The organism is Rhodospirillales bacterium (genome assembly GCA_018666775.1).
Classification (GTDB): domain Bacteria; phylum Pseudomonadota; class Alphaproteobacteria; order SMXQ01; family SMXQ01; genus JABIXC01.
On the sequence record JABIXC010000017.1, the window covers coordinates 341479 to 365120 of the forward strand.

Genomic DNA, 23642 nt, shown 5'->3' on the forward strand with positions numbered 1-23642 from the left:
GATGAAACGATGACCAACGGCAAAGAACAACCTAGCTGGTTCGAACGCAAAGAAAACATCACCCGCATCTATCGTGGTGTTTGGGTCATTTGCGGGCTCCTGGCCTTAACCGATTTTCTGTACCACAAGCACATAGTTTTTAAGGTCGAAGGTTTCCCGGCCTTTTATGGACTCTATGGTTTCATTGTCTGCGTCGGACTCGTTCTCGGTGCAAAAGAGCTCCGCAAGGTTCTGAAACAGGATGAGAATTACTATGATCGCTGATCTCCCACCCGGCCTGATTTTAATCATAGGTGCGTTGGTGATCCCGTTCCTAAAGTTGCGCCTGCGCCCCTATTTCATGCTCGCACTACCGGTGCTGTCCCTTATCCACCTGCTGCTGTTGCCTGATGGCAACCAAGCCCAAGTCGATATGTTTGGCCATACACTCGTATTCCTGAGAGTTGATAGCCTTTCCTTCATTTTTGGCCTGATTTTTCTAATTGCTACCACTCTCAACGTTATTTATGGCTGGCATGAACCAGACCCGGTTCAACAAGTGTCCAGCTTGATCTATGCAGGTGCGGGGGTGGGCGCTGTGTTCGTCGGCGATCTGATTTCGCTGTTCATCTTTTGGGAACTCACCGCTATTGCCTCTGTTTTTCTGATCTGGGCAAGCCGTAATGAGCGCGCCTTTCGGGCTGGCATGCGCTATTTGGTAATCCAAATTGGTTCCGGCGTCATTCTGTTAGCTGGCGTGATCTTGCATTATCAGGCCACTGGCTCGATTGCCTTTGATAATCTCGGCCTTGTCAGCTTCCCAACGGCACTGATCTTTATTGCCTTTGGAATCAAATGCGCATTTCCCTTACTCCACAATTGGCTACAGGACGCCTACCCAGAAGCTACCGTGGTTGGCACTGTGGTCCTGTCGGCCTTCACCACCAAACTGGCTATTTATGCACTGGCACGTGGCTTCCCAGGCACAGATATATTGATTGTGATTGGCGCCACCATGGCAGCCTTCCCGATCTTCTACGCGGTGATCGAAAATGACCTCAGGCGCGTGCTGGCCTATAGCCTCAACAACCAACTGGGATTCATGGTCGTCGGTATTGGCATTGGTACGCCCATGGCACTTAATGGCACTGTAGCCCATGCTTTCTGTCATATTCTTTACAAGGGGCTGTTGTTCATGAGCATGGGGGCGGTTCTATATAGAACCGGCACGGCAAAAGGATCCGAACTGGGTGGCCTATGGAAGTCAATGCCTTGGACGGCGAGCTTTTGCATTGTTGGCGCCGCTTCCATTTCAGCCTTCCCGCTGTTTTCGGGCTTTATCTCCAAGTCCCTTATTATTGCCGCTGCTGCAGATGAAGGTCATTGGATCACCTGGCTTGTACTATTGTTTGCCTCTGCTGGCGTATTCCATCATTCAGGAATCAAAATTCCCTTCTTTGCTTTCTTTGCTCATGATTCAGGCATCCGCTGTAAAGAGGCCCCGAGGAATATGCTCATCGCCATGGGAATTGCAGCCTTTCTATGTATTGCGATTGGTGTCTATCCGGCTGCACTTTACGCCATCTTGCCCAATCAGGTTGGTTTTGAGCCCTATACAACGACCCATGTGATCACCCAATTGCAGCTACTAATGTTCTCAGCACTCGCATTTTCGGTACTTATGCGTCACGGCCTTTATCCGCCGGAACTCAAATCCACAAACATTGACAGCGACTGGATTTATCGGCGCGCCCTGCCCGCTTTATTAACATGGGCGTCGGGGATCATTACCCACTTGCATCTGCGCACGTTAATGCGTGCACAAGTGCGCTTACAGCGCTTCATCACTTCCGTTCACCGACACCACGGCCCCCAGGGCACGCTGGCACGCACCTGGCCTATTGGGTCCATGGTTCTGTGGATCGCTATTATGCTGTGTGTGATGTTGGTATTCTATTACCTGTAGCTCAGCCGCCGAGGAACAACCGCCCGACATCATCGCTTTCTAAAAGCGCATCGCCCTTATCTGCCATGGCCAACTCGCCTGAGACCAGAACGTAGCCAATATCGGCAAATTCGAGACCCTTTTTGGCGTTCTGTTCGACCATGATGATGGTCTTGCCTTCTTGTTTCTGAAGATCATCCAGAATTTCAAAAACCATATCAATAAAGCGCGGCTCCAGCCCGATACTGGGTTCATCAACCAATAGAACATCGGGGTTCATCATCAACGCGCGTGATATTTCCAAAAGCCTGCGTTCCCCTCCTGATAACACCCCTGCCCTTTGGTTGCGGCGTTCTGCCAGACGCGGGTATTTATCAAAGACACGTTCCGCTGCTTGTTTGGCTGCGGCGCGGTCGTTCAGCAAAAAACCACCCATCAAAAGGTTTTCAGTGACGGTCATGTCAGGAAAAACAGAATTGTCCTGAAGAATGTAGGCAATGCCAGCGGCTTTTAATTTCTGACTGGGAGTAAGGCTGGTTACATCACGACCGTCCACCATGATGGAACCAGACCAAATTCGGGTGAAGCCAAAGATAGAATGGAGCACCGTCGATTTGCCCGCACCATTGGGGCCAATCAAACAAAGCGATTGGCTTTTGGCTACAGAAAGCGAAAATCCGTACAGGATTTCCATTTCGCCATATCCGGCAACAAGATTTTCAATCTTCACAAAAGGCACGTCATTACTAAGGCTGGATATCTTTTCGGGTGGTACGGTTTCTTTCAGGCGCTGGGCTTCACGGGTGACATCATCGACAGACATCACAACATCAGCTGTGCCTTCGCCGTAACCCCGGATGCCAGGTTTTTTGTCATCTGTCATCAAGATGCCCCCAGATAGGCTTCGATGACGCGGCGGTCATCTTTGATTGCCTCAGGGCTGCCGTCTGCCAGAATTTCGCCATGGGCCAGACAATAAATATGATCCGCCAAATTCATGATCACGCGCATGTTGTGTTCAATAACAAACAAAGTAATGCCGATTTCTTTGTTGGCGCGTTTCAATCGATCGATTAAGCCATTGATCAGGGTTGGGTTGATGCCAGCGGTGGGTTCATCGAGCAATAGAATCTTTGGTTTGTTCATCAAGGCCATGGCAAATTCCAAAAGCTTTTGCTGGCCAAAAGAAAGATCGCCGGCCATCAAAAAACGCTTTTCATAAAGGCCAACAAAATCCAGCAACCGTTCTGCTTCTTCTTGTTCTTCGGCACTGTGGCGTGACAGCATTGAAAGCAGGCCCGCACTTGTATCGGGGGTACTGATCAGCATGTTACGCATGCAATCCATCTGGCCATAAATGCGCGTTTGCTGAAAGGTTCGCAACAGACCGCTGCGCGCAATTTCTGATACTCGTAATTTGGAAATTTCATTGCCCTGAAAAAGAATAGACCCGCTATCAATGGCGTGCTGACCAACAATGGAAGAAAACAGGGTTGTCTTACCAGACCCATTGGGGCCGATTAATCCAATAATGGCACCTTCGGGCACATTGAGGGAGACATTGGCATTGGCAACAACGCCGCCAAACCGTTTTGATACCCCCCTGACCTCCAGAAGTGCGGTCATTGTTCCGATCCCCCCGAAGTGGACATGGTGCGCCGTTCACGCAACCAGCCCAGAATACCCGTTGGAAAGAAAACGACGATCACAACAATCAAAAGCCCAAGGGCAACCCGTTGCCACCCCAATAAATAGGTCCAGAATAATTCCTGGGTAATGTGGAATACCAAAGCGCCAAGCACCGGCCCCCATAACGTGCCCTTGCCGCCAAGGATTGCCATTAAAACCATCCAGACGCCAAAGGTGACACCGGCAAAAGCAACGTCACGGGGATCAATGAAGCCAATCATGTTGCCCGCCGCCGCGCCACACATGGCAACAAAGAATGCCGATATACACCAAGCGACGATCTTGTAGCGTGTGGTTCGAAGCCCCATGGCTTCGGCCTTGTCTTCATCGTCACGGATAGCATTGATGGCCAGGCCGAACCGGCCAGAATAAACCCGTTTAAGCGTGAAAAAACACACCAGCGCCAAGGTCAGAAACAGATAATTAAAGAACATCTCTCGCATACCCAATGCGCCCGGAAATAATGGCGGAGACAAGCCTGATCCGGCACCGATGTAATCCCAACCCGATGCTATTTCGCCGCCTGCAATGCCAAGACCAAGGGTACAAATGGCAAAATACTGGCCGCGCAACCCTAGAATGCCAGCCCCCAAAATGGCGGCACAGAGTACACCCAAGATGGCGGCTGCGCCAAAGCCCAAGAAGAAAGCGACATACCAATCAAGGCCAGAATCGCGCTGGATCACGGCACACACATAGGCACCGATGCCAAAGAAAAAGATATTGCCGAAGGAATTATATCCCATCTGGCCGCCCATGATGTCCCAGCAAAGGGCAAACACCACCATCATCCATAAAAAGGCGATTTGGGTTGTCATGAAGGGGAGAAAAATTGGCGCACCAAATGCAGCAATCAGGCCCATGCCCCAAATGATGTTTTTTTCTAATTTGCTCATCGTTATTTCAGATACCGTCGCTGCAAGCCAAGACGCCAGTTGCGCCAGACCAAAATGACGACCAAAAGTGAGAAGACAAACGCTGCTTGATATTCTGCACCCAGCACAAAGCCTGCAATATTTTCAGCAGTGCCAAGCCCAAGGCCCGCCAGGATCACGCCCATAAGATTGCCAAGCCCGGCCACCACGACGATCATGAAGGAACGCACGGTGTAGGTCAGGCCAAGATAGGGGTGAATAACCCAGGTCATGGCCACCAATGCCCCGGCGGCACCACAGATGGCGGCATTCAAGCCATAGGTCACGGCATAAACGGAATTGGTATCAATCCCCATAATGCGTGCGGCCCGTGCATTTTGTGCCGTTGCACGGATGGCCTGGCCCAATTGGGAACTGCGCAGAAACAGCCACAACCCCCCGCCCAATGCAAAGGCCAGGAAAAATGAAAGCAGCTTTATCTGGGAAATGGTTATATTTCCATCCAGAAAAGACATTGTCACAAGGCCGGATTCGGCCGTGCGGACATCGGCCCCAAAAACCTGATTGGCCAATTGCTGTAACAAAATTGAAAGACCAAAGGTAGCCAGAATTGAAATAAACAAATCCCGGTCAACCACCCTGAAAATTACAAGGCGGTATAAAACCCAGCCGACACAAAAAAGGATCATGGCAGCCAAGGGCACGCCCAAAAGGGGCGAATACCCGGCATCGGCAATTAAAATCGCGACGTAACCCCCCAGCATGACAAATTCGCCCTGGGCAATGTTGATGATTTTCATCACCCCCCAGACCAGCGCCAAGCCATAGGCCGACAAAGCAAAAACAGACCCAACAAGGATGCCGTCAACAATGATTTGAAGCAGACGAACGGGCTGCTCTATGAAAATAGAAAGACCTTCCATCTAGCCCCCAGCTACAAAACGTAAAGAAAATACAGGGGCCGCCCAATACTTTGGAACGGCCCCCGCAAATCAACCCTTAGCGTTTATCCCAACTAGGTGTTGGATGAACAATCTTGGCACCCGCCCACTTAAGCGGCGCCACCACTTTGTATTTGCCACCCTGTATTTGGTAAAGAACCATGGGCTTGGCAATGTTTTTACCAGAGGCATCAAATTTGATGTTTCCGTAGAACGTCTGCATCTTTGTGGTGGTCAAAGCATCCCGAACTTTTGCAGGGTCCAGAGTCCCCGCCCGCTGGAAAGCATCTGCAAACACCTGCACCGAAGCCGCAGATTCTGCGGATTGATAAGGGGGTGAGTATTTGTAGGTCTTTTCATAAAGCAGGGCAAAATCTTCGGCGCTGCCAAACAAGGAATCCTTATAGCTTAACCCACGATCCCACTGGGATGCGCAGAGGGTATATTCAGATTTTGCCTTGAACTTTTTAATGACCTTGGCCGAATCGCAATGGGTTAAGGCCAGCATGGGTACATTAACCTTCATGTCTGCAATCTGGCGAACTGCCAATGCGGCCCCTTTGGCATGGCCTGACACGATCAATACATCAGGTTTAAGCGCCTTCACCTTGGTCAGGGTCACCGACATATCATTCAGATCCGGTGGCAATTTATCGTCCACAACGATCTGCATGCCATAGCGTTTGGCGTCTTCAACAACCCCTGCCCGGACATCCTGGGAAAAGGGGTCATTTTCAAAGGCCAACGCCACTTTCAAGGTCTTTGGATCGATACCCGCTAATTTTGCCTGAGTAGCGGCCAGATTGACGGCTTCTTTCAGATAAAACTGGGTGGTCGATAAAACCGCAAAAAGGTGTTTGTAACCCTTTTTGAACAAAGACAGCGAGGCACCATTACCTTCAACCATCGGCACCTTGTACTTTTCCGTAACGGGTGCGATGGCCTTGGTCAGACCGGAAGAATATGGGCCAAGCATATATTTGACGCCGTCTTGCTTGATCAAACGTTCTGCAAGCTGGGCGCCACGCGCTGGCGTCGATTCATCATCATAATAAATTATTTTGATCTTGTATGATCGATCCCCGACCTTAACACCACCATTGGCATTGATCTTTAAAACAGCAAGGTCATAGCCATTTTTGGTATGTGAACCGTTGGTCGAATATTTGCCTGTTAGGCTAATGGCCGCGCCCAAAACAATGGTGTCGGTGTCTTTTTTTGCACCCTGTAAATAAAAATATCCGCCTGCTGCAACCGCGATAGCCACAAGGGCCGTCAAAAAAACCTTGAACTGAGATGACATAAGCCTCTCCTGTCAGTTGTTATTGTTTTTAAATTTTGGTTTGCTGGTGAACGTCTTTTCCCCCGATAATGACGTTGCGCGAAAAATGATATCACCACTTTCGTCAATAGGTTGAGTTTATCGCGATTACTTCTGAGAACAAGACTAAATGCACCATAGCCAAATCTCGCCCCCACCCCAGTCTCGGCTTCTTATTCGGCTTGCCATTATATTTGGGCTGGTACCGGTTTTGTTTGGCTGTGCCCTGCCTAATCAGGGGCCTAATCATTGGCAAAACAACTGGCAAAGCCCGCTCAGCCATAACCATCCACTGGCCGGAAAGATATGGATCACGTCTGAAAACCGCTATGTCAGCCCCGAAAACCTTCTAAAGCGGCTTGAAGGGCAGCGCCATATCCTGATCGGCGAAAAACACAACAACCCCGATCACCACCGCATTCAGGCCTGGATTACGTCACGCCTGATCAATGCCGGTGAACGCCGGGCCATGGTTCTGGAAATGATCCGAATGGACCAGCAAGACACGGTTGATCAATATGTAAAGACCAAGCCTGGCGTATCTTCAAGCGCAGGTCTTGGCAATGCCCTGAAGTGGTCAACGTCCGGCTGGGGGGCGTGGGGTCACTATGAAGCCATTTTAAAGCCTGCTTTGGCCAAAAACCTGCCAATTTATGGGGCAAATTTAGGCTTTTCAAAGATGCGGGCCATTGCCCGATCAGGATTGCCTGCCCTTAAACTTGAAACCCTGAAAGCCTTGCGGCTTGGAACTGATAGCCCGCCAATGAAAGCGCCCATCATGGGGGCCATGGAAGCTGAGATTGTTCAGGCCCATTGCGGGATGATAAAACCGGGGCGTGCGGGCAATTTTGCCCTTATCCAGCTGGTTCGTGACGCAAGTTTTGCGCATATCATGGAAAAGAGTGCCAAGAACATGGATGGCACCATCTTGATCGCAGGTGCGGGCCATGTTCGGAAAGACCGAGGCGTTCCCATGCACCTGAGGCGCCTTGCTAACACCAAGCCCAACACCTTACCTATTACCATTTTTACCATTGCTGCCATTGAAGTGGCCCACGGCCTGGACCACCCTGAAAAATATGGCGAAATTTATGGCGCGCCAACGCCCCCCTTTGACGCCATCTGGTTTACCCCAAGGATGAGCAATCGCAACCCGTGTGATCGGTTCAAGAAAAAGAACTAATAAACTGATTTAAATATTAAAAAAGGAGGGCAAGCCCTCCGGGTAAACATTAAAAAATATATTGATCTACATCTGTTTGCTATAGATCACGCCTGGCATCAGACCTTCCCGTGTACCACCACTCGCCTGCTGCCTTGATGCATACGCATTGGCTGCACGTCCATGGGCCGAAACAGCGCTAATTTCCATGGCATCGGTTGCTTCTATAGGGTCATGATCAATGTCTGCATTCGGAGCGGCCATATCCGAAACGCCAAGTTCGTCCAAAAGACCACAAATGGCTGAATTACTATATCCATCCCCAATCAACTGCTTTGCGACCACGGCACGGGCACCAGAACTGATATCCACGACATCCATCATGTCTTCAAGGGATGGTTGATCCCCTGTCCGCTCATCGCCAACCCATTCGCTGCCGAGAATGACTTCGTCCTGCTCATCACGACGTTCTTCACCACTACGGCGTTCCAGGCCATCGTAGTTCTTGCCAGAAGCAGTGCGCCGATCAGCAAGCCTTGACGAACTGGCCTCGACACCGTTGGTCGCACCAAGTTCACCAAATTTGGCGGCACTGGCTAAGGGCGACTGCATTGGTTTAATCGAATCAATCACTAAATGCTCCGTACAAACTTTTGATTTCTGAACAGATGCATTAGGTCAAGATTCAAAATTGGGCTCAACAATTAGCGTTTTACATTTATCTAAAATTACCCGGGCATTTACTTAAAGTTTTATCCTTTAAAACTCGGTTGAATAACTGATTGATTTTATTGTATAATTACTGACGGATCATTTCCTTATTGCGTATTCTAAATACATCAAATAGCGGGAAATTGATAAAATGCCATCTATTATAAGGTTTACACCTAGGTTTGGGCGATTGTGTCTGGCCTTGGTTGCGACATTTATTTGCTTCTCAAATCCAAATGATTCGGGATTAGCATCAGCACAAAGCAAATATCAGGCACCGGCAGACGCCTACCAAAAGGGCGATTTTTCAACGGCTTTCACGCTCTGGATACGCTTGGCGGAAGAAGGCAATCGTGGGTCTTATTACAATCTTGGCAATCTTTATCTCAAGGGTCGCGGGGTACGGCTGAATTTATTGGAAGCCTACAAGTGGTTTTTGCTGGCAGACCGGGCGGGCTTGCCACAGGCCAAGGTAGCGCTCAGACGGATGAATAAAGTCATGACACCGGCAGACAAAAAAGAGGCCAATTTAAGGGTGCTGCGTTGGTATGACCTGCACCCAAAGACAAGGCGTTAGGAACACGCTCCCCCACCAAGCACACAAAATTGGGCACAATGGGGATGGTTTAGCGCGATTGGCCCAAGCGATTCAGCCAGACTTGGCCCAAATTCAAAACCATCATCATAGGGAATGAGCGTACAAGCCAGCACTCTTGGGGCAACATCGCCCTTGCGCAAAACCACCATGCGCGAACTGGCACACATAATATCTGCGGGATTTTTATTTAAAATTTTCCAGCAGCTTTCGGTAATTTCCGGAACGCTCTGGCTTTCCTGTTGGTCGGGCGCGATTTCAGGAAACAGCACAAGGCATTGTCTATCAGCACAATCAATCTGAATTCCGGCACCCGACAAGACTTGTTCATAATTTTCACGCATTGGGCCATCTTCTTCGCCCCACAATGTCCGCCCGGCGATATGGGTGCAAAAGCCTTCATCAACCAACCATTTCAAGCCACTTAAGGTCGGTGCCCAGCTGTTGGGGCCGCGTTCTTCCTCATGATGCTTAGCAGTGTAGTGATCTAGGGACACCCGAATGACCAATTGATTGCCATAAAGGTCGCGCAATTGTTTTAACCCGGACTTCTTATGGGCCATGGGCAACATGGCATTGGTAAGCACCAAAGCCCGAAACCCACGGGCCAGAACAAGTTCCAGCATGGCAAGCATATCGGGGTTCATAAACGGCTCACCGCCTGTAAAGCCAATTTCCGTCGTCTTCAGGCCTAGATCAGCAATTTCATCAAGATATTTCGTCAAATCGGTCTGTCGGAAATAAGCCAACCTGTCATTGGTCGGGCTCGATTCGATATAGCAATGGGCGCAAGTGATATTACAAAGGGTGCCGGTATTGACCCAAAGCGTCTCAAGGTCCCCTATCAAGGGGACTTGGGCACGGACTGCGCCTGTATCGGTATAGACAGGGTCTTGAAATTTGCCATTTAGCCCAATAGGGCCCCCTGAATTAGAGGTATTTGCCATTATAACTCCCCTAGTGACCCCCTAAGTTTCAGAGATTTTTACAGACAATGGCAGGTTCCGCCAACTAACTTTTGCGTGAACAAAAAACCTGCTTAATGGGCCTTTTCTGTTTCCCCTTGCCTGTGCTATGTTCCGGGCCACACGGCCATATAATGGTGGCTATCTATAGGATTACACCCCGTAGCGGATCGCTTCGGGACATTTAGGGGAAGAAAAGACATGGCCGACGATAAGACAACGGATACAACAGGAACCGACGCCCAACATGGCGAACCCGGCCACAATGCCCCAAAAGAAGTGGTCTGGGACCGCTGGCAGAAGAAACGCACCTTTGTGCGCGCCCTGGAAGGCACGTATGGAGAGGTTTACAAAAGCCTCTATGCCCAGCCCCGGATTTATTCTCATGGTGATTGGGAATGGAAGGGCGGCCCACAGATGTATGGCAAAGCCTTGATCAACCCCCAGGCCGTTGAAATTGCGCAGTCCATCGAATGCCACCTCAATGTATTCTCACCCCACGGCTATGGCCAAAAGCACGGCCACATGAATTCTGCCGTTTTCTATATCCTGACCGGCAAAGGCCATGACGAACATGATGGGGTCCATCTGCCCTATGAAGCAGGCGATGCCTGTATCGTTGAAAACGGTTGCGTCCATCAGCATTTCAATGATGGTGACGAAGAAATGGGTGCCTTGGTGATGAAGGCCAAGCCTTTATTCCTGTTCATGCACATGATTTTTCAGAAAATGGTCGATTACCCACCCAAAGAACCATCTGTTGGTGGCGAAGACTACGTTCCTTCTGACCATCTCTAGGCAATGACCTCAGGCAAGGATAACGATCCCGGAGTCGGCCATAACCAGCCCGATAAGGGAGAGATTGTCTGGGATTTCTGGCAAAAGAAACGCACCTTTGTGCGCGCGCTCGAAGGCACGTATGGCGAGGTTTACAAAAGCCTCTATGCCCAACCGCGAATTTATCCATGCGCCGATACCGAATGGCATGGTGGCCCCCAGTTCTGGGCCAAGGCGGTTATCAACCCCGGTGCGGTCCAAATTGCCCAGTCCATCGAATGCCATATCAATCTGTTGGCCCCAAAAGCGGTTAGCCAAAAACACGGCCATATGAATTCTGCCGTGTTGTTGATTCTCAATGGCAGTGGGTGTGACATCCATGACGGGGTTGAGCACCCCTATGAAGCCGGTGATGCCTGCATTGTTGAAAATGGCTGCGTGCACCAACACATCAACACTGCCGATACCCAACAGGTGGCCTTGGTGATGAAAGCCAAACCTTTGTTCCTGTTTATGCACATGCTGTTTCAGAAAATCGTGGAATACCCATCACAAGACCCCGTGCCCGGCCACGAAGATTATTGCCCGCCCGAATAACGCAATCTCCCTACTCCCTCCCGCATCGCCAGAATATCTTGTTCCGTTTCTTCATGCGGAGTACCATTAACCAATCAAACACGCTTAAAGGCACAGTAAATGAGTGACAACGAAACAACAGACCAGGAAACACCCGCTGGCCATAACCAGCCGGTCTGGGACCGCTGGCAGAAAAAACGCACCTTTGTCCGTGCGCTCGAAGGCACTTACGGCGAGGTTTACAAAAGCCTTTATAACCAGCCGAGAATCATTGCAGGTGCGGACATAGACTGGAGTGGCGGACCTGCTTATTTTCACAAAATTGCCATCAGCCCCCAGAATGTCCAGATTGCCCAATCCATTGAATGCCATGTTGATTGCTTTGGCCCCGAAGCGGCCGGCCAAAAACATGGCCATATGAACACCGCTGTGTTTTTTATCCTTTCAGGTCGCGGCTATGACGTTCACGATGGACGTCGCATTGAATACACTGCGGGCGATGCATCCATTGTTGAAACCGCTTGTGTCCATCAGCATTTCAATGCCTCAAAAGATGAACAAATGGTCTGTTTGGTAATGAAGGCAAAACCGCTGTTTTTGTTTATGCATATGGTTTTCCAAAAAACAGTCGATTTCCCATCCGATACCCTGCCCAAGGGTTTTGAGGATTTCACACCACCCACAAATATCTGATCGGGAATAACAAAAACTGACACCACTAAATCAGGAGTATGACTATGGCCAGATTAATACCCGCCATCATCCAGGGTTTCCTGATTTCAGTTTTTGCATTTGCCTTTCTTATTGTCCCACAGATCGCACCTGCTGCTGAACGCAGTACAGCAGAGTCGCGCAAATCTGAAATGATGGCCAATTGGCCAAAGTCGCCCAGTGAATCATGGTCCATCACCATTGGTGGGAGGCTTTATGACAACTGGGCCACGGTTCAGGGCATTGACCTTCCCAAAGATACCCATCCCACCTATCCCAAAGGTCTGAAGCGAAAAGGTGGCAGCACCTGGCGGTGCAAGGAATGTCACGGGTGGGATTACCGGGGAGACAAGGGCGCGTACGCAACGGGGTCACATTTTTCCGGCATCAAAGGCGTTGCCAGACTTTCAGGCCACCCGCCCGCCAAGATTGCCCGGGCCATCAAACGAGGCTTTCATAAATACGACGCTTCGATGTTACCTGATTATTTGATCAACAAAATTGCCCTGTTCATTTCCAAGGGCCAAGTCCACATGCCTGATTTTATTGATTTCAAAACCAAAAAAGCAAAAGGGAACTCCAAGGAAGGGCGCGGTCCGTACCAAAATTTCTGTGCTAATTGTCATGGGTTTGATGGTCGGACCATCAATTTTAAATCAGAAAAGAAACCCGAATTCATCGGCACCGTTGCCCGCAAATCCCCATGGGAATTGCTACACAAGGTTATCAATGGGCATCCGGCATCGCAAATGCCCGCCCTCAGGGATTTCCCGGATGTTTACCTGAAAAACATCCTGAGCTACACCCAAACACTTCCTAAAAAATAACTTTATTATTTAGGATGGGCCATCCCTGCCTTAACCCCGGGGCGTTCCCCTACTTCGCTAATCCAGCGTGAAACATTTTTGTATTCGCTGATTGGGAACATAGCTTCGTCAAATCCGGCAATGCGCGGATACAAACAAAGATCAGCGATAGAAAATGAATTTGTGAAAAACTGATTGTTCGCAAGATGATCATCGATCACCTTCATCACCCTTTCACATTCAGGTATCAAGGTTGGATGCCTTTTCAGCGCACCCAAAAATGCCACCGATCCATTCATGTGCAACATGAACCATTTTTGAACCTCTACCCGTTCAGATGCATCCTGGCCATACAGCTTTCCAGATTTATCTGCGGCATACAGCAATATCGCGCCAGATTCAAAAACTGTCGTGGCTTTGCCGCCGGGGCCATCAGAATCAATGATGACCGGAATCTTTCCATATGGATTACGCGCAAGGTGTTCCGGGGTTTGTTGTTCTTTTTTCTGCAAGTTAATGGGGTGGACTGTGTATTCAAGCCCAGCCTCTTCCAACCCGATCGAAGCCCGGCGTGAATTAGTTGTTGCCCACATATAAAGATCAATCATCTAAATTCCCTGTATCCTAAACTGTTTCTTTTGGTGTCTTGTAACCCAGTTTTTTGCGATCCCGCATAAAGGCGATGTAATCATCGCGGTGGTTGTCTGCATTGTACGGACAAACATCAACGCACAAGTGACAGTATTCTTTGCGCAGCCGTGAATAGGGGTAACATTTTTCTGTATCAATCACCCAACGCTTGATCCCTTCGGTCATGATCGGGGTATCAACAATGGCATCACCCGGACAATTTTTGAGACAGACCTGACACACCGTGCAGCGTTCCTGAACCCCAAAGGACATTGGCGCATCGTAAGCCACGGGTAAATCGGTCGTAATAAATGATGGCCTGAAACTGGCACTGATATCGGGATTAATCAGACTGCCATTTTTTCCCAATTCCCCCCAGCCACATTGCCACATGACCGGGATTGCCTGAACGTAGCTGCCTGCATTGTGATGGGCGACGGCATCCCAACCTAGTTCTTCCCTGATCCACAACACCATTTCAGTCGCAATTTTGGCGACGGTATAATACGCGCGATGCGCTTCATCGCTGACAAATTGGGGGCCTTTCAGAACTTCGTCATAGCTTTCATGGTGGCCAAAGGCGATGACGTTGGTGTATTTGCAATCAACCCCTTCGTCAATCATCACCGGCGATATTTTGCACATGCCGACCAGATCGGCACCGCATTCTTTGGCGCGCTCACGGATACGATCTGACATTTCTTCTTTGTCTCTAACATCCAGTCGCGCAGGCCCCACGGGGCCTTCCAGATGTTGGCCCATGTCCTCAATGGCATTGCGAAAGCTTATGCGCTTTTCTGATTGGTGTTTGTAAAGCGGCACTTCGGTAATGCCCATCTGATCCATGACTTTTTTTAACAAAGGGTCATTGGGGCCTTGTATCCGTCTTTTGGTTATTCCCATCATGATTAATAGCCTATTCAGAAATTATGCTTCAGGGGTATCACTGGATGTAAAAACCGTCACTTCCACTAAATCACCATCTTTTAATTCAAGGCTGTCGCGTAAATTTACAGGCGCGATAATTTCCACCTTGTCGGATGGATAATCAGCGACCTTTGGCAAAACGATGGTGCCAACCTGTTTCAAACCCACAACAGCTGGGAAAAGTTTTACAGCACACTCTGACCCATCATGTGCAGCCATTTCCATGGCAACCGATGCCTGGACCGATTCCCATGCCACAATGTCTTTGGATTCTGTCAATTGAAGGTTAAGGGTACCGGGCCAGGGATCAAAAAAGACCAGTTCCTTGAAAGCATTCTTTGCCCATGGTTCCGCCACAAAAGAAGCGGCTTCACCCTTACCCACGACCAGAATGCCTGAAAATGTAATATCAGCCATTGGCGCCTACGAAAGAAGACCCGCTTCACGAAACGCGGCAAGGGCGCCCGGATGAAGCGGTGTGTTATCGGGTGCCAATGCGTCCTGGCCCTTAACGCGCGCGCCCTGAAGCAGGGCTGTTAGGCCCCTGAACAAGGCATTACGGGTGGCCAGATCATCGGTATGGCGAATATAGGCTGCGACAAAATCGTGAACAAAGTCTGGATCACAGTCTGCTGCGCTAACAATCACATTTAAAACCCCAACGGTCGCGATATCGTTGTTCATGGTTGGGACGTGTTCAGCGGGGATGTTTGCCGGAAAATAAAACGGGATGGCATCACATAATGTTTTGATCTCATCATCAGAGAAAGCCAAAACCTTGATCGGCATCATGTCACACAGCGCCTTGAAATGGGTGCTGGGAATGGGTGCTTGAAGCTGGGCATCGATTTCACCACTGGCCAATGCATTGCCGCCATCAAAGGTCGATATGAAGGAAAATTCAACACCCCCATCGCCCCACCCCAAGGTGCGAACGAAATTATAGGCATGTTGGGCCATCCCGGAATCTGCGTGTCCAACCGCGATCCGCTTGCCTTTAAGGTCCGAAAAAGTCTTTAGGGGCGAATCTTCGGGGCAGACGAAAAACAAAGGCCCGGTATTCAAAGGCGTGGCAATGGCCACAGGCACGGGTGCGGTGAAGGGGGCTGAACCAGAAACAGCCCGGGGTACCCAGTTTGACGCCATAAAGCCAATTTCTGCATCACCAGACACCGTTCTTTCGGCGTTCATGACGCTGCCGGTTGATTCCATAACCTCAACCTCTGTTGCCAGGCCTTCTTCAACCAAAACATCGCCGATATCGCGGGCCTGGGTATAAAACGTGCTGAGCAGGTCGGAAGAGGTAATTCTAATTTTTGTCATTTCTGAACCATTCAATAATCAAATGAAAGGGGGCGCTCCCCCCCAACAATTGAGGGACGCCAGCTTTCGTTATAGGCCATTCAAGGGCATCAAGAAAGGTTCTTACACGGCCATATGGCCTTGAAATTGGCCATTCCCTTGGCTTTTAGTGCAAAACTCTGGGCGGTGTTGGTTCGGGGGCACTTTTGGGGACGTGTTCTGTCAACCCCGCTTGATGGTGCAACATTTTCCAACCGTCTGTTTCGCGGACGAACAAATTGGTCGCCACAAGATAGCTGTCTCCAATTGCCTCAAAACAGATGACATAAGCGAGATCACCCTCGATCTCCACGGTTGCTTCCAAGGGGTGAATGCCGGGTTCTGGCGGTGTGGCAAGAATGCCTTCCCAGGCCAGCATGACCTTGGTATGTCCTCGCACCGGTGGCCAGCCCGGGTGGATACAAGCGACACAATCGCGATCCGACCAAAGGGACTTCATCGCCGTAAAATCACCTGCCGAAAATGACCTGTAAAAGGCTTCGTTAATGGCTAAAACGGCATCTGAGTCGTTTTCCAATGCTATCCCCTCTCACTGGTCTGATCTTTTTCATTGGCATGTATCTGTCCCAAGGCTAGCATGCCCGCGCCTTCAGGTCGCCCATTGTGGTCTGTGAACAATTCCGGCCTTTCACACCGCAATCAGGGAAAATATATGTTCATTAATGAAACTGTGTCGAAAACAATTTCACCCTTGATTGATCGTTACTGGCGGGGATTACCCGGAAATTTTCGGGGCGCATTCTGGATGATGCTATCAGCACTGGCTTTCATTGCTGTGCAGTCGGTTTCAAAGGAATTGGGCGGCAAGTTTGACAGCTTTCAGATCGCATTTTTCAGGGCCTTCTTTGGTGGCCTGGCTGTGTTGCCCTTTCTCTATTCACGCGGGTTTTCTGCCTATAAGACTTCCAACCTGCCCTTTCATATCGGCCGGGGTGTCTTTGGTGCCATTGCCATCTATTTGATGGTTTATGCCGTCATACACATGCCACTGGCCGATGCCACGGTAATCGGTTTTACCCGCACCTTCTTCATGATTATTTTTGCGGTGATCTTTTTAGGCGAAATGGTTCGTTGGCGGCGCTGGGCAGCCACGGCAGTTGGGTTTTCTGGTGTTCTATTGATGCTGCGCCCCGGCGATGAGACGTTTCAAATGGCCGCCCTTGCTGCGGTTGGCGCATCCGTGTGTTTCGCATCTGCCCATGTCTGTATCAAGAAATGCACTACCCGCAAAGACCACCCCATGACGATCCAGACCTATTACTGGACCATTGCGACCATCGTTACCTTCGTGCCTGCCCTTCTGGTTTGGGTTAACCCAACAGCCCACGATATGATGCTGATGGTTTTGGTTGGCCTGCTGTCTGGCATCGCCCAGACCCTTTTGGTCTATTCCCTCAATGCCGGGGAAGCCACCTTTGTGCATCCGTTTGATTTCACCCGCCTGATCTGGGCGGCATTGGCAGGTTGGCTGATCTTTTCCGAACCGCTCAGCATCATTACCATTGCCGGTGCAGCCATCATCATATCTTCCAATGTCTATATTGCCCGCAGGCAATTAAAAGAAAACAAGGAAAAGGCAGCGGCTGAGGCTGCAAAAGAATCAGGCGAAAAAGCCTGAACGAATTTAAGGATTAATGACCCGGATGGGCTCGCCTTTTAGCCAGGCATCGATGTCTTCAATGCCTTGGTCGAAAAAGACCTTGTAGCCTTCATGACAGACATAACCCAGATGCGGCGTCGCAACGATGTTATCATTGCTGCGGTATGGGTGATCCAAAGGAAGCGGTTCAATATCAAAAACATCCAGCCCGGCACCGGCAAGGTGGCCGCTGTTCACGGCATCAATCAAGGGCTGTTCCTTCACAATGGGGCCACGGGACGCATTGATTAAATAAGCCCCCTGTTTCATCCATTGCAGCTCTTTTGCACCGATTAAACCTCGGGTGCGGTCTGATAAAATAGTGTTGATAGAAACCACATCTGATTGCCCAAGCAAGGCTTCAAGGCTGTCAGCAAAACGCACGCCTTTTTCTTCACAGCGCGCATTCGTCAGGTTTTTGCTCCACGCAACCACATCCATATCAAATGCTTGTGCGTATCGGGCCATATAAGACCCCTGGCGCCCCAAGCCAATAATGCCAAGGGTTTTGCCCGTCAAAACATTGCCCAACCCCAACTGCCAACCGCCTTCGCGCACGGCTTGGACCTGTTGGGGGATGCGCCGCATGGTGGCCATCAACAACGCCCATGTCATTTCTGCGGCCGAATAGCCAATGGCCTCTGTGCCACACACAGGAATGCCACATGCCTTGGCCGCATCCATATCAATGCCAAGGTTGCGCATGTTCCCGGTCACCAAAAGTTTTAGATTGGGAAGCCGTGATATCAGCGATTTTGGAAAAGGTGTGCGTTCACGCATCACCACGATGATGTCGAATTCAGCCAACCGGTCGACAATGGCATCTTCTTCAAACAAATGATCCTTAAAGACCGTTATAACGCCGCGATCTTCCAGGACTGACCAATCAGAGACCTCGCGTACGACGCCCTGATAATCATCAAGAACAGCAATTTTCATTTTGGGCATACCTATTCGTCCGTGACGTCAATCCAATTGCCATCAGGATCTGCTAATTGCATTTTTCCCAACGCACAGTCCGCCAAAAGCAACCGGCGGGTTTCTGATTCCTGACTGCTGCCACCCAATGGCCGTGCTGCAAGATAGGTGTTTTTTTCACCCACCCGCGTCAATTCCTTTTTGAAGGCTTCGAGATCAGGAACCTTAATGCCAATGTGGTCGGGGCCGGGACGTTTAATAGACATGCCTGAAAAGTTTTTGATATCCCATTGCATGATCGACAACGTGACCCGCCCATCGGTTAGATGATAACTGCCATTAGAATCGGTGACATTGGCGCGTTGCAATTCGAACACGTCTTCATAGAATTCGGCGCATGCTTCGGCATTTACCGTGCGAATGGCAAACCGGCGAAGCTGGCATTCATTTTGGTCTTTCCATTCGTCTTCTTTTTGATCGGCATAGACATCTTTCAAATTGTCGCCTTTGCGTTCCGCCAGATCAAAAACATTGCCATCAGGGTCATGGCCGGAATAGGCCGCAAAAGGCCGATAGCTTGGCCGTTTGACCACATTGGTCTTTGGATGCTTTTTCTGCATCCGTTCCAAAACGTCATCTATGGAATCAACAACCAAACCGAAATGATCAAACCCACCGGTGTAACCATCGCGTCTTGGTAAAATGTTTAACCCAACATAACCATCCCCAACCACGCAAGATGCTTCCGCATCATGATCGGCACGCCCTGAGGTCTTTAACTTGAAAATAGACCGATAGAACCGTTCCAAAATTGGGTATTGATGGCTGATCATGGCCATATGGTTAAGTTGGGCAAACATGTCTTACTCCTTAAAGCGATTTGGTTTTTTCAGAAGAACTAGCTTCTTTTCTTCTTCTTTTTCTTCTTTTTGTTCTTACAGTTTTTCGGATCCGTAAAGGTCTTGCACTTGATCGTGCCACGACGCTTCATTGCAGCCTTGGCCTTTTTAACCAGTTCCGGGGAAATACCAACAATGTCGTTCACCGATTGGCTTAAAGCCTGCCAGGTGGTGGGATAGAGATCAAATTTTCGCTTCTTTTGTTCCTTGACGAATTTAGGATCAGCAATCGTCGCTGCAAAGGCTTTGCGCAATGCTGCCAGCCTGTCTGCGGGCACACCCGGCGTGGTCAGATACGGCCGACCAAGGGCCACGGAGCCGGAAAACAATTTGAAAATTTCACGCTGTTTTTTGTTTTTTGCAAGATCAACCAACAACGGCACACCGGCAGGACCACGGGCGCGATCAAGACCGACCTGGACCAAAAGATTGACCTTGTTGCTGCGCAACCAATCGGGGTGGTTAAGCGCAAGCGAGCCATATGAATAACCGCTCCGGGCCATCACTTCGCCCCGTTCCATGGCAAGATCAATATTACCGGCCCGGCGATAGCCAATAACAATCTTGAACTTTGTGCCCAAAATATTATTCATCAATGTTGGGTAAACCACGGTGCCTGATCCGCTGCCTGTACCGCCAGAAATGACAGTCATTTTTTTGGCGTCTTCAATGGTCTTCACACCAGCTTTGTGCCACACGGCCGTCATCAAGTTGCTGATGCCGGTTGAGCCAAGCCAATTGAATTTGCGGGCATCAAAACGAACGCCCTTGCCATTAATGGCCTGATGCAGGGGGATGGAATTGCCGATGGTGGCAATATAAGTGCCGTCCTTCGCTGCCCTGGTGTACATGAAATTTGATGCCCGAACATGGCCCGCACCCGGCATGTTTTTAACGATCATCGTGGGAGAACCACCCAAATGATTGGGCATGTGGCGTGCAATGGTGCGCGCGATCAAGGTGTAGGTGCCGCCGCCCGCACTAACGATCAAGGTAACGACCTTACCCTTATAGAACTTAGAGATGGCATCTGCATGCGCACCCGGCACCATTGAAACTGCCAACCCGGCAGCGATCATGGCACACGTTGCTATTTTCTTCACATGTATCATCGTGGTCTCCCTGTGCATTTCAAAAAATGGATTTTTCTATTCTTCGTTAAGGTGAATATAGACGCCCTCAATATCGGTCAAATGACCGGTGCCAAGGGGGCATTTTTTAAACATATCCAATCGTGCTTCACCTTCCATCCCGTACCCAATAGAGCGGGCCCGAAGATGCGGGTTTTGGCCTGTCAGGTCATCAAGGTCTTCCATGACCTTATCGACGCTTTCAACCTTGAAGCCAATGTGATCGGGGCCAAGACGCTGTGGGTCCATATCGGCAAAGTCTTCCATTTTCCATTGCAAAATGGCCAGAGTCATATTCCCATCGGTCAGATAATAATTATCGTCATCGAATTTTTTATTGAGAGGAGTCATATCAAACACCTCGCTATAAAATTGGGCGCACCGTTCGCCATGCAGGGTGCGCAGGGCAAAATGGTCAAAATGACGTGTGGTTGGCTCTAGTTTTTCGGCATAAACATCTTCCTGAAAACCGATGCCCCGTTGCGAAATATCAAAAATATTTGCATCTGGGTCATGGCCTGAAAATGCAGCATAAGGCCGCACGGGGGGACGTTTGATGGCCACCAGTGATGAATCAAACTTGGTAATCTTGTCGATTGTGTCTTCGATGTCTTCAACTTCAAAACCGAAATGATCCAACCCAGAACAGCGACCATCACGCCGTGGCACGATGTTCATCCCAACCACACCATCACTGACGACTTGGGCGCGGGCGGGACGAAAATTCTTGGCGGCCCTTAAGCCAAAAAGCGCCTGATAATAGAGGGCATTCATTGCGTAATAATCAGAGGCAATGGCGATATGGTTCAGCTTTGCTGTTCCCATGATTTGGTACTCCTTTAAACTTTTACTAATTGGTGACTGTTGTTAAACAGGTCAGAATTTATTCGACGATATCGAGCAATATTCCGTCAGGGTCAGACATATGGAAAGAACCAATGGATGTTCGTTGCAACATTTCCAGACGCTTTGCACCTTCTGGCCCTGTGCCAATTGGTGCAGGTGCGATCAATGGATTGTTATCCGCAATGTCTTGGACTTCTGCCTTGAAGGCTTTCATGTCTTTAACCTTGAAGCCGATGTAATCAAGACCCGGGCCAACAATGCCGCCGCCGGCATAATCATTCAAATCCCACTGCAAGATGATCAAGGTCATCCGGCCATCGGTCAGGCCATAAGCGCCTTCAGGAACCTGATTTGACGGTTTTAAATCAAACACTTCTGCATAGAATTCTGCCATTTTTTCGGCATTCATCGTGCGCAGGCCAATGTGGCTAATGGTGCGTTCCTGATCCCAATCATTGTGGGTGTAAACATCTTTCATGTTCGCCCCACCCGCCTCGGTCAGGTCAAAAACATTGCCGTCGGGGTCATGGGTCGAATAAGCAGCAAAGGGGCGCGTGTCAGGGCGCTTCAAAACGGTCAGGCCACGGCTTTCCAAATCCTTTACCTTGGATGCAAGTTCATCCACCTGAATACCGAAATGATCCAAACGAGCGGGCCGACCAGCACGCCGGGGATTGATGTTCATGCCAACATAGCCATCACCAATACTGACCGCGCGGGTAGGACGCGCTTTTGGTGAATTTTTCATACCGAACATGGATTCATAAAACTTTGATTCAAGCGCGTAATTGCCGCTCATGATCGCAACATGATTAATTAGGGATGGCATATTCGTTCCTCCTTGCGGGGCCAGTTTTGGGGCACCATTGTGTTTGCTGTGGGCTGATTGCCCTATTTACATTTAACTGATTTGGCCTCCGCGCCATTGCCGGCATAGGTGACGGCGCACTTCATACCGACCTTTAAATTCTTTCGTTTGGTTTTCTTTCCGCCGAGAAATACTTTTGTCCGGCTGCCTGAAACCTTAACCTTGTGGGCCGCACCTTTGACCTTAAAGAACAGGCGGCGGCCGCCCCGCTTTGTTCCAGTCAGGGTTATATCGACCGTTTTAAGGCTCGATTTTTTAACCGTGACCTTGGTCTTTGATGTCCGTTTGGTCACCTGTCCTGCGGATTCAATAATATCTTTCGGCGTTGCATAAATGCGGACCAGCAGGTCTTCGATTTTTTTGCCTGGCATCGAATCGACACCCAAACCAATGGTCGTCATCTGTTTCACAAATGCCTTGTCTCTCACAGTAGCATCAAACGCCTTACGCAGGGCTGCTACCCTCGTCTTGGGAATGCCCGGAGGCGCCAGAATTGGGCGACCCATCAACTGAGCCGCCAAAAGAAGCTCAAGGATTTGTTTGTCACGCTTGTTCTTTACAAAATCCATAATCAGCGGGATGCCGGGCACGGCTCCAGATTTTTTGAGACCAATTTCCAGCAGGAATTTGATTTTTTTATCCCTGAGCCACGGCCCACGGGTCGCCCGAATAGACCCGATTGACCATGAACACCGACCATCAATTTCACCGCGTTCCATCGCCAGATTGATCGCGTCCCCTGACCCATAACCCGTAATCAACTGAATTTTGGTACCGAACATATTGTTCAAAAGATGCGAAAAAATATCCGTATTGGCACCCGGGCCAAGGCCCCCTGCGACAAAGGTAACTTTTTTCAAATCATTCGCCGTATTCAAAGCTGAGGTATGCCAGGCAACGCAAAAACTTGATGACGTATCAATGGAGCCAAGCCAGGTGAACTTTGACGGGTCATATTTAATGCCCCCGCCCTTATGGTAAAGCGGCACCGTCGAAACAGCACCCCGATGGATCATCCCCATCACCGTGCCATCGCGTTTCGCCCGGTTAAACATATGATTGGCTGCAACAATACCGCCCGCACCCTGCATATGGGTGGGCCGGATCGTCGGGTTCCCCGGCATATGGTTTTTCATGTAGTGAATAAAGGTGCGGGAATAGGTCGAATACCCCCCACCCGTACCGGCGGAAATAATAAAGGTTACCCGCTTGCTCTTATAAAAATCAGCAACAGGATCAGCAATGGCCGTGCCAGAGACGGACAGCGAAGCCCCGGTTAAAGCCAGCGCGGCAACGCCCGCAAATAATTGCTTCTTTAAAACCTTCATACGTTCACTCTCCAATTATGTTTAACCTGTTTGATGAATGCT

27 protein-coding genes are annotated in these 23642 nt (G+C 49.7%); 9 read left to right on the plus strand and 18 right to left on the minus strand.

Annotated features, from left to right (window positions below):
- Positions 1–9: 9 nt before the first annotated feature.
- Entirely contained in the window at positions 10–264 is a 255-nt protein-coding gene (locus tag HOJ08_09605) for a hypothetical protein (GenBank protein MBT5673684.1), read from the plus strand.
- Positions 254–1945: a Na(+)/H(+) antiporter subunit D gene (locus HOJ08_09610; GenBank protein MBT5673685.1), complete on the plus strand. Its 1692-nt coding sequence runs from the start codon at positions 254–256 to the stop codon at positions 1943–1945. The genes HOJ08_09605 and HOJ08_09610 overlap by 11 nt, the downstream gene beginning before the upstream one ends.
- 1 nt (position 1946) lies before the next feature.
- Here the strand turns inward: HOJ08_09610 and HOJ08_09615 are convergent, their stop codons facing one another.
- From HOJ08_09615 to HOJ08_09635, 5 genes are all read right to left on the minus strand, one after another.
- Positions 1947–2807 (minus strand): ABC transporter ATP-binding protein, encoded by an 861-nt coding sequence (locus HOJ08_09615; protein ID MBT5673686.1) that lies wholly within the window; start codon positions 2805–2807, stop codon positions 1947–1949.
- Positions 2807–3550 (minus strand): ABC transporter ATP-binding protein, encoded by a 744-nt coding sequence (locus HOJ08_09620; protein MBT5673687.1) that lies wholly within the window; start codon positions 3548–3550, stop codon positions 2807–2809. Before HOJ08_09620 ends, HOJ08_09615 begins: the two co-directional genes overlap by 1 nt.
- On the minus strand, positions 3547–4509 hold the full coding sequence (locus tag HOJ08_09625) for a branched-chain amino acid ABC transporter permease (protein MBT5673688.1): 963 nt from the start codon (positions 4507–4509) through the stop codon (positions 3547–3549). The genes HOJ08_09620 and HOJ08_09625 overlap by 4 nt, the downstream gene beginning before the upstream one ends.
- A gap of 2 nt (positions 4510–4511) precedes the next feature.
- Positions 4512–5411, minus strand: coding sequence for a branched-chain amino acid ABC transporter permease (locus HOJ08_09630; GenBank protein ID MBT5673689.1), 900 nt, complete (start codon positions 5409–5411; stop codon positions 4512–4514).
- A 76-nt stretch (positions 5412–5487) separates the two neighbouring features.
- On the minus strand, positions 5488–6732 hold the full coding sequence (locus HOJ08_09635) for an amino acid ABC transporter substrate-binding protein (GenBank protein ID MBT5673690.1): 1245 nt from the start codon (positions 6730–6732) through the stop codon (positions 5488–5490).
- Positions 6733–6880: 148 nt separating this feature from the next.
- Here HOJ08_09635 and HOJ08_09640 point away from each other — a divergent pair, with 148 nt between their 5' ends.
- Entirely contained in the window at positions 6881–7933 is a 1053-nt protein-coding gene (locus HOJ08_09640; protein MBT5673691.1) for a ChaN family lipoprotein, read from the plus strand.
- 66 nt (positions 7934–7999) lie between these two features.
- Here HOJ08_09640 and HOJ08_09645 read toward each other — a convergent pair whose 3' ends face one another.
- Entirely contained in the window at positions 8000–8545 is a 546-nt protein-coding gene (locus tag HOJ08_09645) for a hypothetical protein (protein MBT5673692.1), read from the minus strand.
- A 412-nt stretch (positions 8546–8957) separates the two neighbouring features.
- Here HOJ08_09645 and HOJ08_09650 point away from each other — a divergent pair, with 412 nt between their 5' ends.
- On the plus strand, positions 8958–9200 hold the full coding sequence (locus HOJ08_09650; GenBank protein MBT5673693.1) for a sel1 repeat family protein: 243 nt from the start codon (positions 8958–8960) through the stop codon (positions 9198–9200).
- Here HOJ08_09650 and HOJ08_09655 read toward each other — a convergent pair.
- The gene (locus HOJ08_09655; GenBank protein ID MBT5673694.1) at positions 9197–10165 is read right to left on the minus strand and encodes a radical SAM protein; all 969 of its coding nucleotides are present in this window, start codon (positions 10163–10165) and stop codon (positions 9197–9199) included. The two genes, HOJ08_09650 and HOJ08_09655, sit on opposite strands and share 4 nt — an antisense overlap.
- A 219-nt stretch (positions 10166–10384) precedes the next feature.
- Here HOJ08_09655 and HOJ08_09660 point away from each other — a divergent pair, with 219 nt between their 5' ends.
- The 4 genes from HOJ08_09660 (at position 10385) to HOJ08_09675 (ending at position 13074) form a co-directional block, all read left to right on the plus strand.
- Complete coding sequence (locus HOJ08_09660) at positions 10385–10981, plus strand: cupin domain-containing protein (protein MBT5673695.1); 597 nt, start codon at positions 10385–10387, stop codon at positions 10979–10981.
- A gap of 3 nt (positions 10982–10984) precedes the next feature.
- Positions 10985–11557: a cupin domain-containing protein gene (locus HOJ08_09665; protein ID MBT5673696.1), complete on the plus strand. Its 573-nt coding sequence runs from the start codon at positions 10985–10987 to the stop codon at positions 11555–11557.
- Positions 11558–11656: 99 nt separating this feature from the next.
- A complete protein-coding gene (locus HOJ08_09670; GenBank protein ID MBT5673697.1) occupies positions 11657–12229 on the plus strand; it encodes a cupin domain-containing protein in 573 nt (190 codons plus the stop codon).
- Between the two features lie 44 nt (positions 12230–12273).
- Positions 12274–13074 (plus strand): cytochrome c, encoded by an 801-nt coding sequence (locus HOJ08_09675; GenBank protein MBT5673698.1) that lies wholly within the window; start codon positions 12274–12276, stop codon positions 13072–13074.
- Between the two features lie 5 nt (positions 13075–13079).
- On the opposite strand, the gene HOJ08_09680 is transcribed toward HOJ08_09675, so the two are convergent.
- From HOJ08_09680 to HOJ08_09700, 5 genes are all read right to left on the minus strand, one after another.
- On the minus strand, positions 13080–13661 hold the full coding sequence (locus tag HOJ08_09680; protein ID MBT5673699.1) for a glutathione S-transferase family protein: 582 nt from the start codon (positions 13659–13661) through the stop codon (positions 13080–13082).
- Positions 13662–13677: 16 nt separating this feature from the next.
- Positions 13678–14589: a 4Fe-4S dicluster domain-containing protein gene (locus HOJ08_09685; GenBank protein MBT5673700.1), complete on the minus strand. Its 912-nt coding sequence runs from the start codon at positions 14587–14589 to the stop codon at positions 13678–13680.
- Positions 14590–14610: 21 nt separating this feature from the next.
- Positions 14611–15027: a CTP-dependent riboflavin kinase gene (locus HOJ08_09690; protein MBT5673701.1), complete on the minus strand. Its 417-nt coding sequence runs from the start codon at positions 15025–15027 to the stop codon at positions 14611–14613.
- 6 nt (positions 15028–15033) lie between these two features.
- On the minus strand, positions 15034–15933 hold the full coding sequence (locus HOJ08_09695) for a TAXI family TRAP transporter solute-binding subunit (protein MBT5673702.1): 900 nt from the start codon (positions 15931–15933) through the stop codon (positions 15034–15036).
- Positions 15934–16078: 145 nt separating this feature from the next.
- Positions 16079–16489: a nuclear transport factor 2 family protein gene (locus HOJ08_09700; protein MBT5673703.1), complete on the minus strand. Its 411-nt coding sequence runs from the start codon at positions 16487–16489 to the stop codon at positions 16079–16081.
- Between the two features lie 135 nt (positions 16490–16624).
- Here HOJ08_09700 and HOJ08_09705 point away from each other — a divergent pair, with 135 nt between their 5' ends.
- On the plus strand, positions 16625–17590 hold the full coding sequence (locus tag HOJ08_09705; GenBank protein MBT5673704.1) for a DMT family transporter: 966 nt from the start codon (positions 16625–16627) through the stop codon (positions 17588–17590).
- A gap of 6 nt (positions 17591–17596) precedes the next feature.
- Here HOJ08_09705 and HOJ08_09710 read toward each other — a convergent pair whose 3' ends face one another.
- The 6 genes from HOJ08_09710 to HOJ08_09735 all read right to left on the minus strand — a co-directional run bounded on the left by HOJ08_09710 (position 17597) and on the right by HOJ08_09735 (position 23600).
- Positions 17597–18559 carry a D-2-hydroxyacid dehydrogenase family protein gene (locus HOJ08_09710; protein ID MBT5673705.1) on the minus strand — a complete coding sequence of 321 codons (963 nt, stop codon included), beginning with the start codon at positions 18557–18559 and terminating at the stop codon, positions 17597–17599.
- Positions 18560–18561: 2 nt separating this feature from the next.
- Positions 18562–19389 carry a VOC family protein gene (locus HOJ08_09715; protein MBT5673706.1) on the minus strand — a complete coding sequence of 276 codons (828 nt, stop codon included), beginning with the start codon at positions 19387–19389 and terminating at the stop codon, positions 18562–18564.
- A gap of 38 nt (positions 19390–19427) precedes the next feature.
- Positions 19428–20540 (minus strand): hypothetical protein, encoded by a 1113-nt coding sequence (locus tag HOJ08_09720; GenBank protein MBT5673707.1) that lies wholly within the window; start codon positions 20538–20540, stop codon positions 19428–19430.
- Positions 20541–20576: 36 nt separating this feature from the next.
- A complete protein-coding gene (locus HOJ08_09725) occupies positions 20577–21383 on the minus strand; it encodes a hypothetical protein (GenBank protein ID MBT5673708.1) in 807 nt (268 codons plus the stop codon).
- A gap of 58 nt (positions 21384–21441) precedes the next feature.
- The gene (locus HOJ08_09730) at positions 21442–22233 is read right to left on the minus strand and encodes a VOC family protein (GenBank protein MBT5673709.1); all 792 of its coding nucleotides are present in this window, start codon (positions 22231–22233) and stop codon (positions 21442–21444) included.
- 62 nt (positions 22234–22295) lie between these two features.
- On the minus strand, positions 22296–23600 hold the full coding sequence (locus HOJ08_09735; GenBank protein MBT5673710.1) for a hypothetical protein: 1305 nt from the start codon (positions 23598–23600) through the stop codon (positions 22296–22298).
- Between the last annotated feature and the right edge of the window lie 42 nt (positions 23601–23642).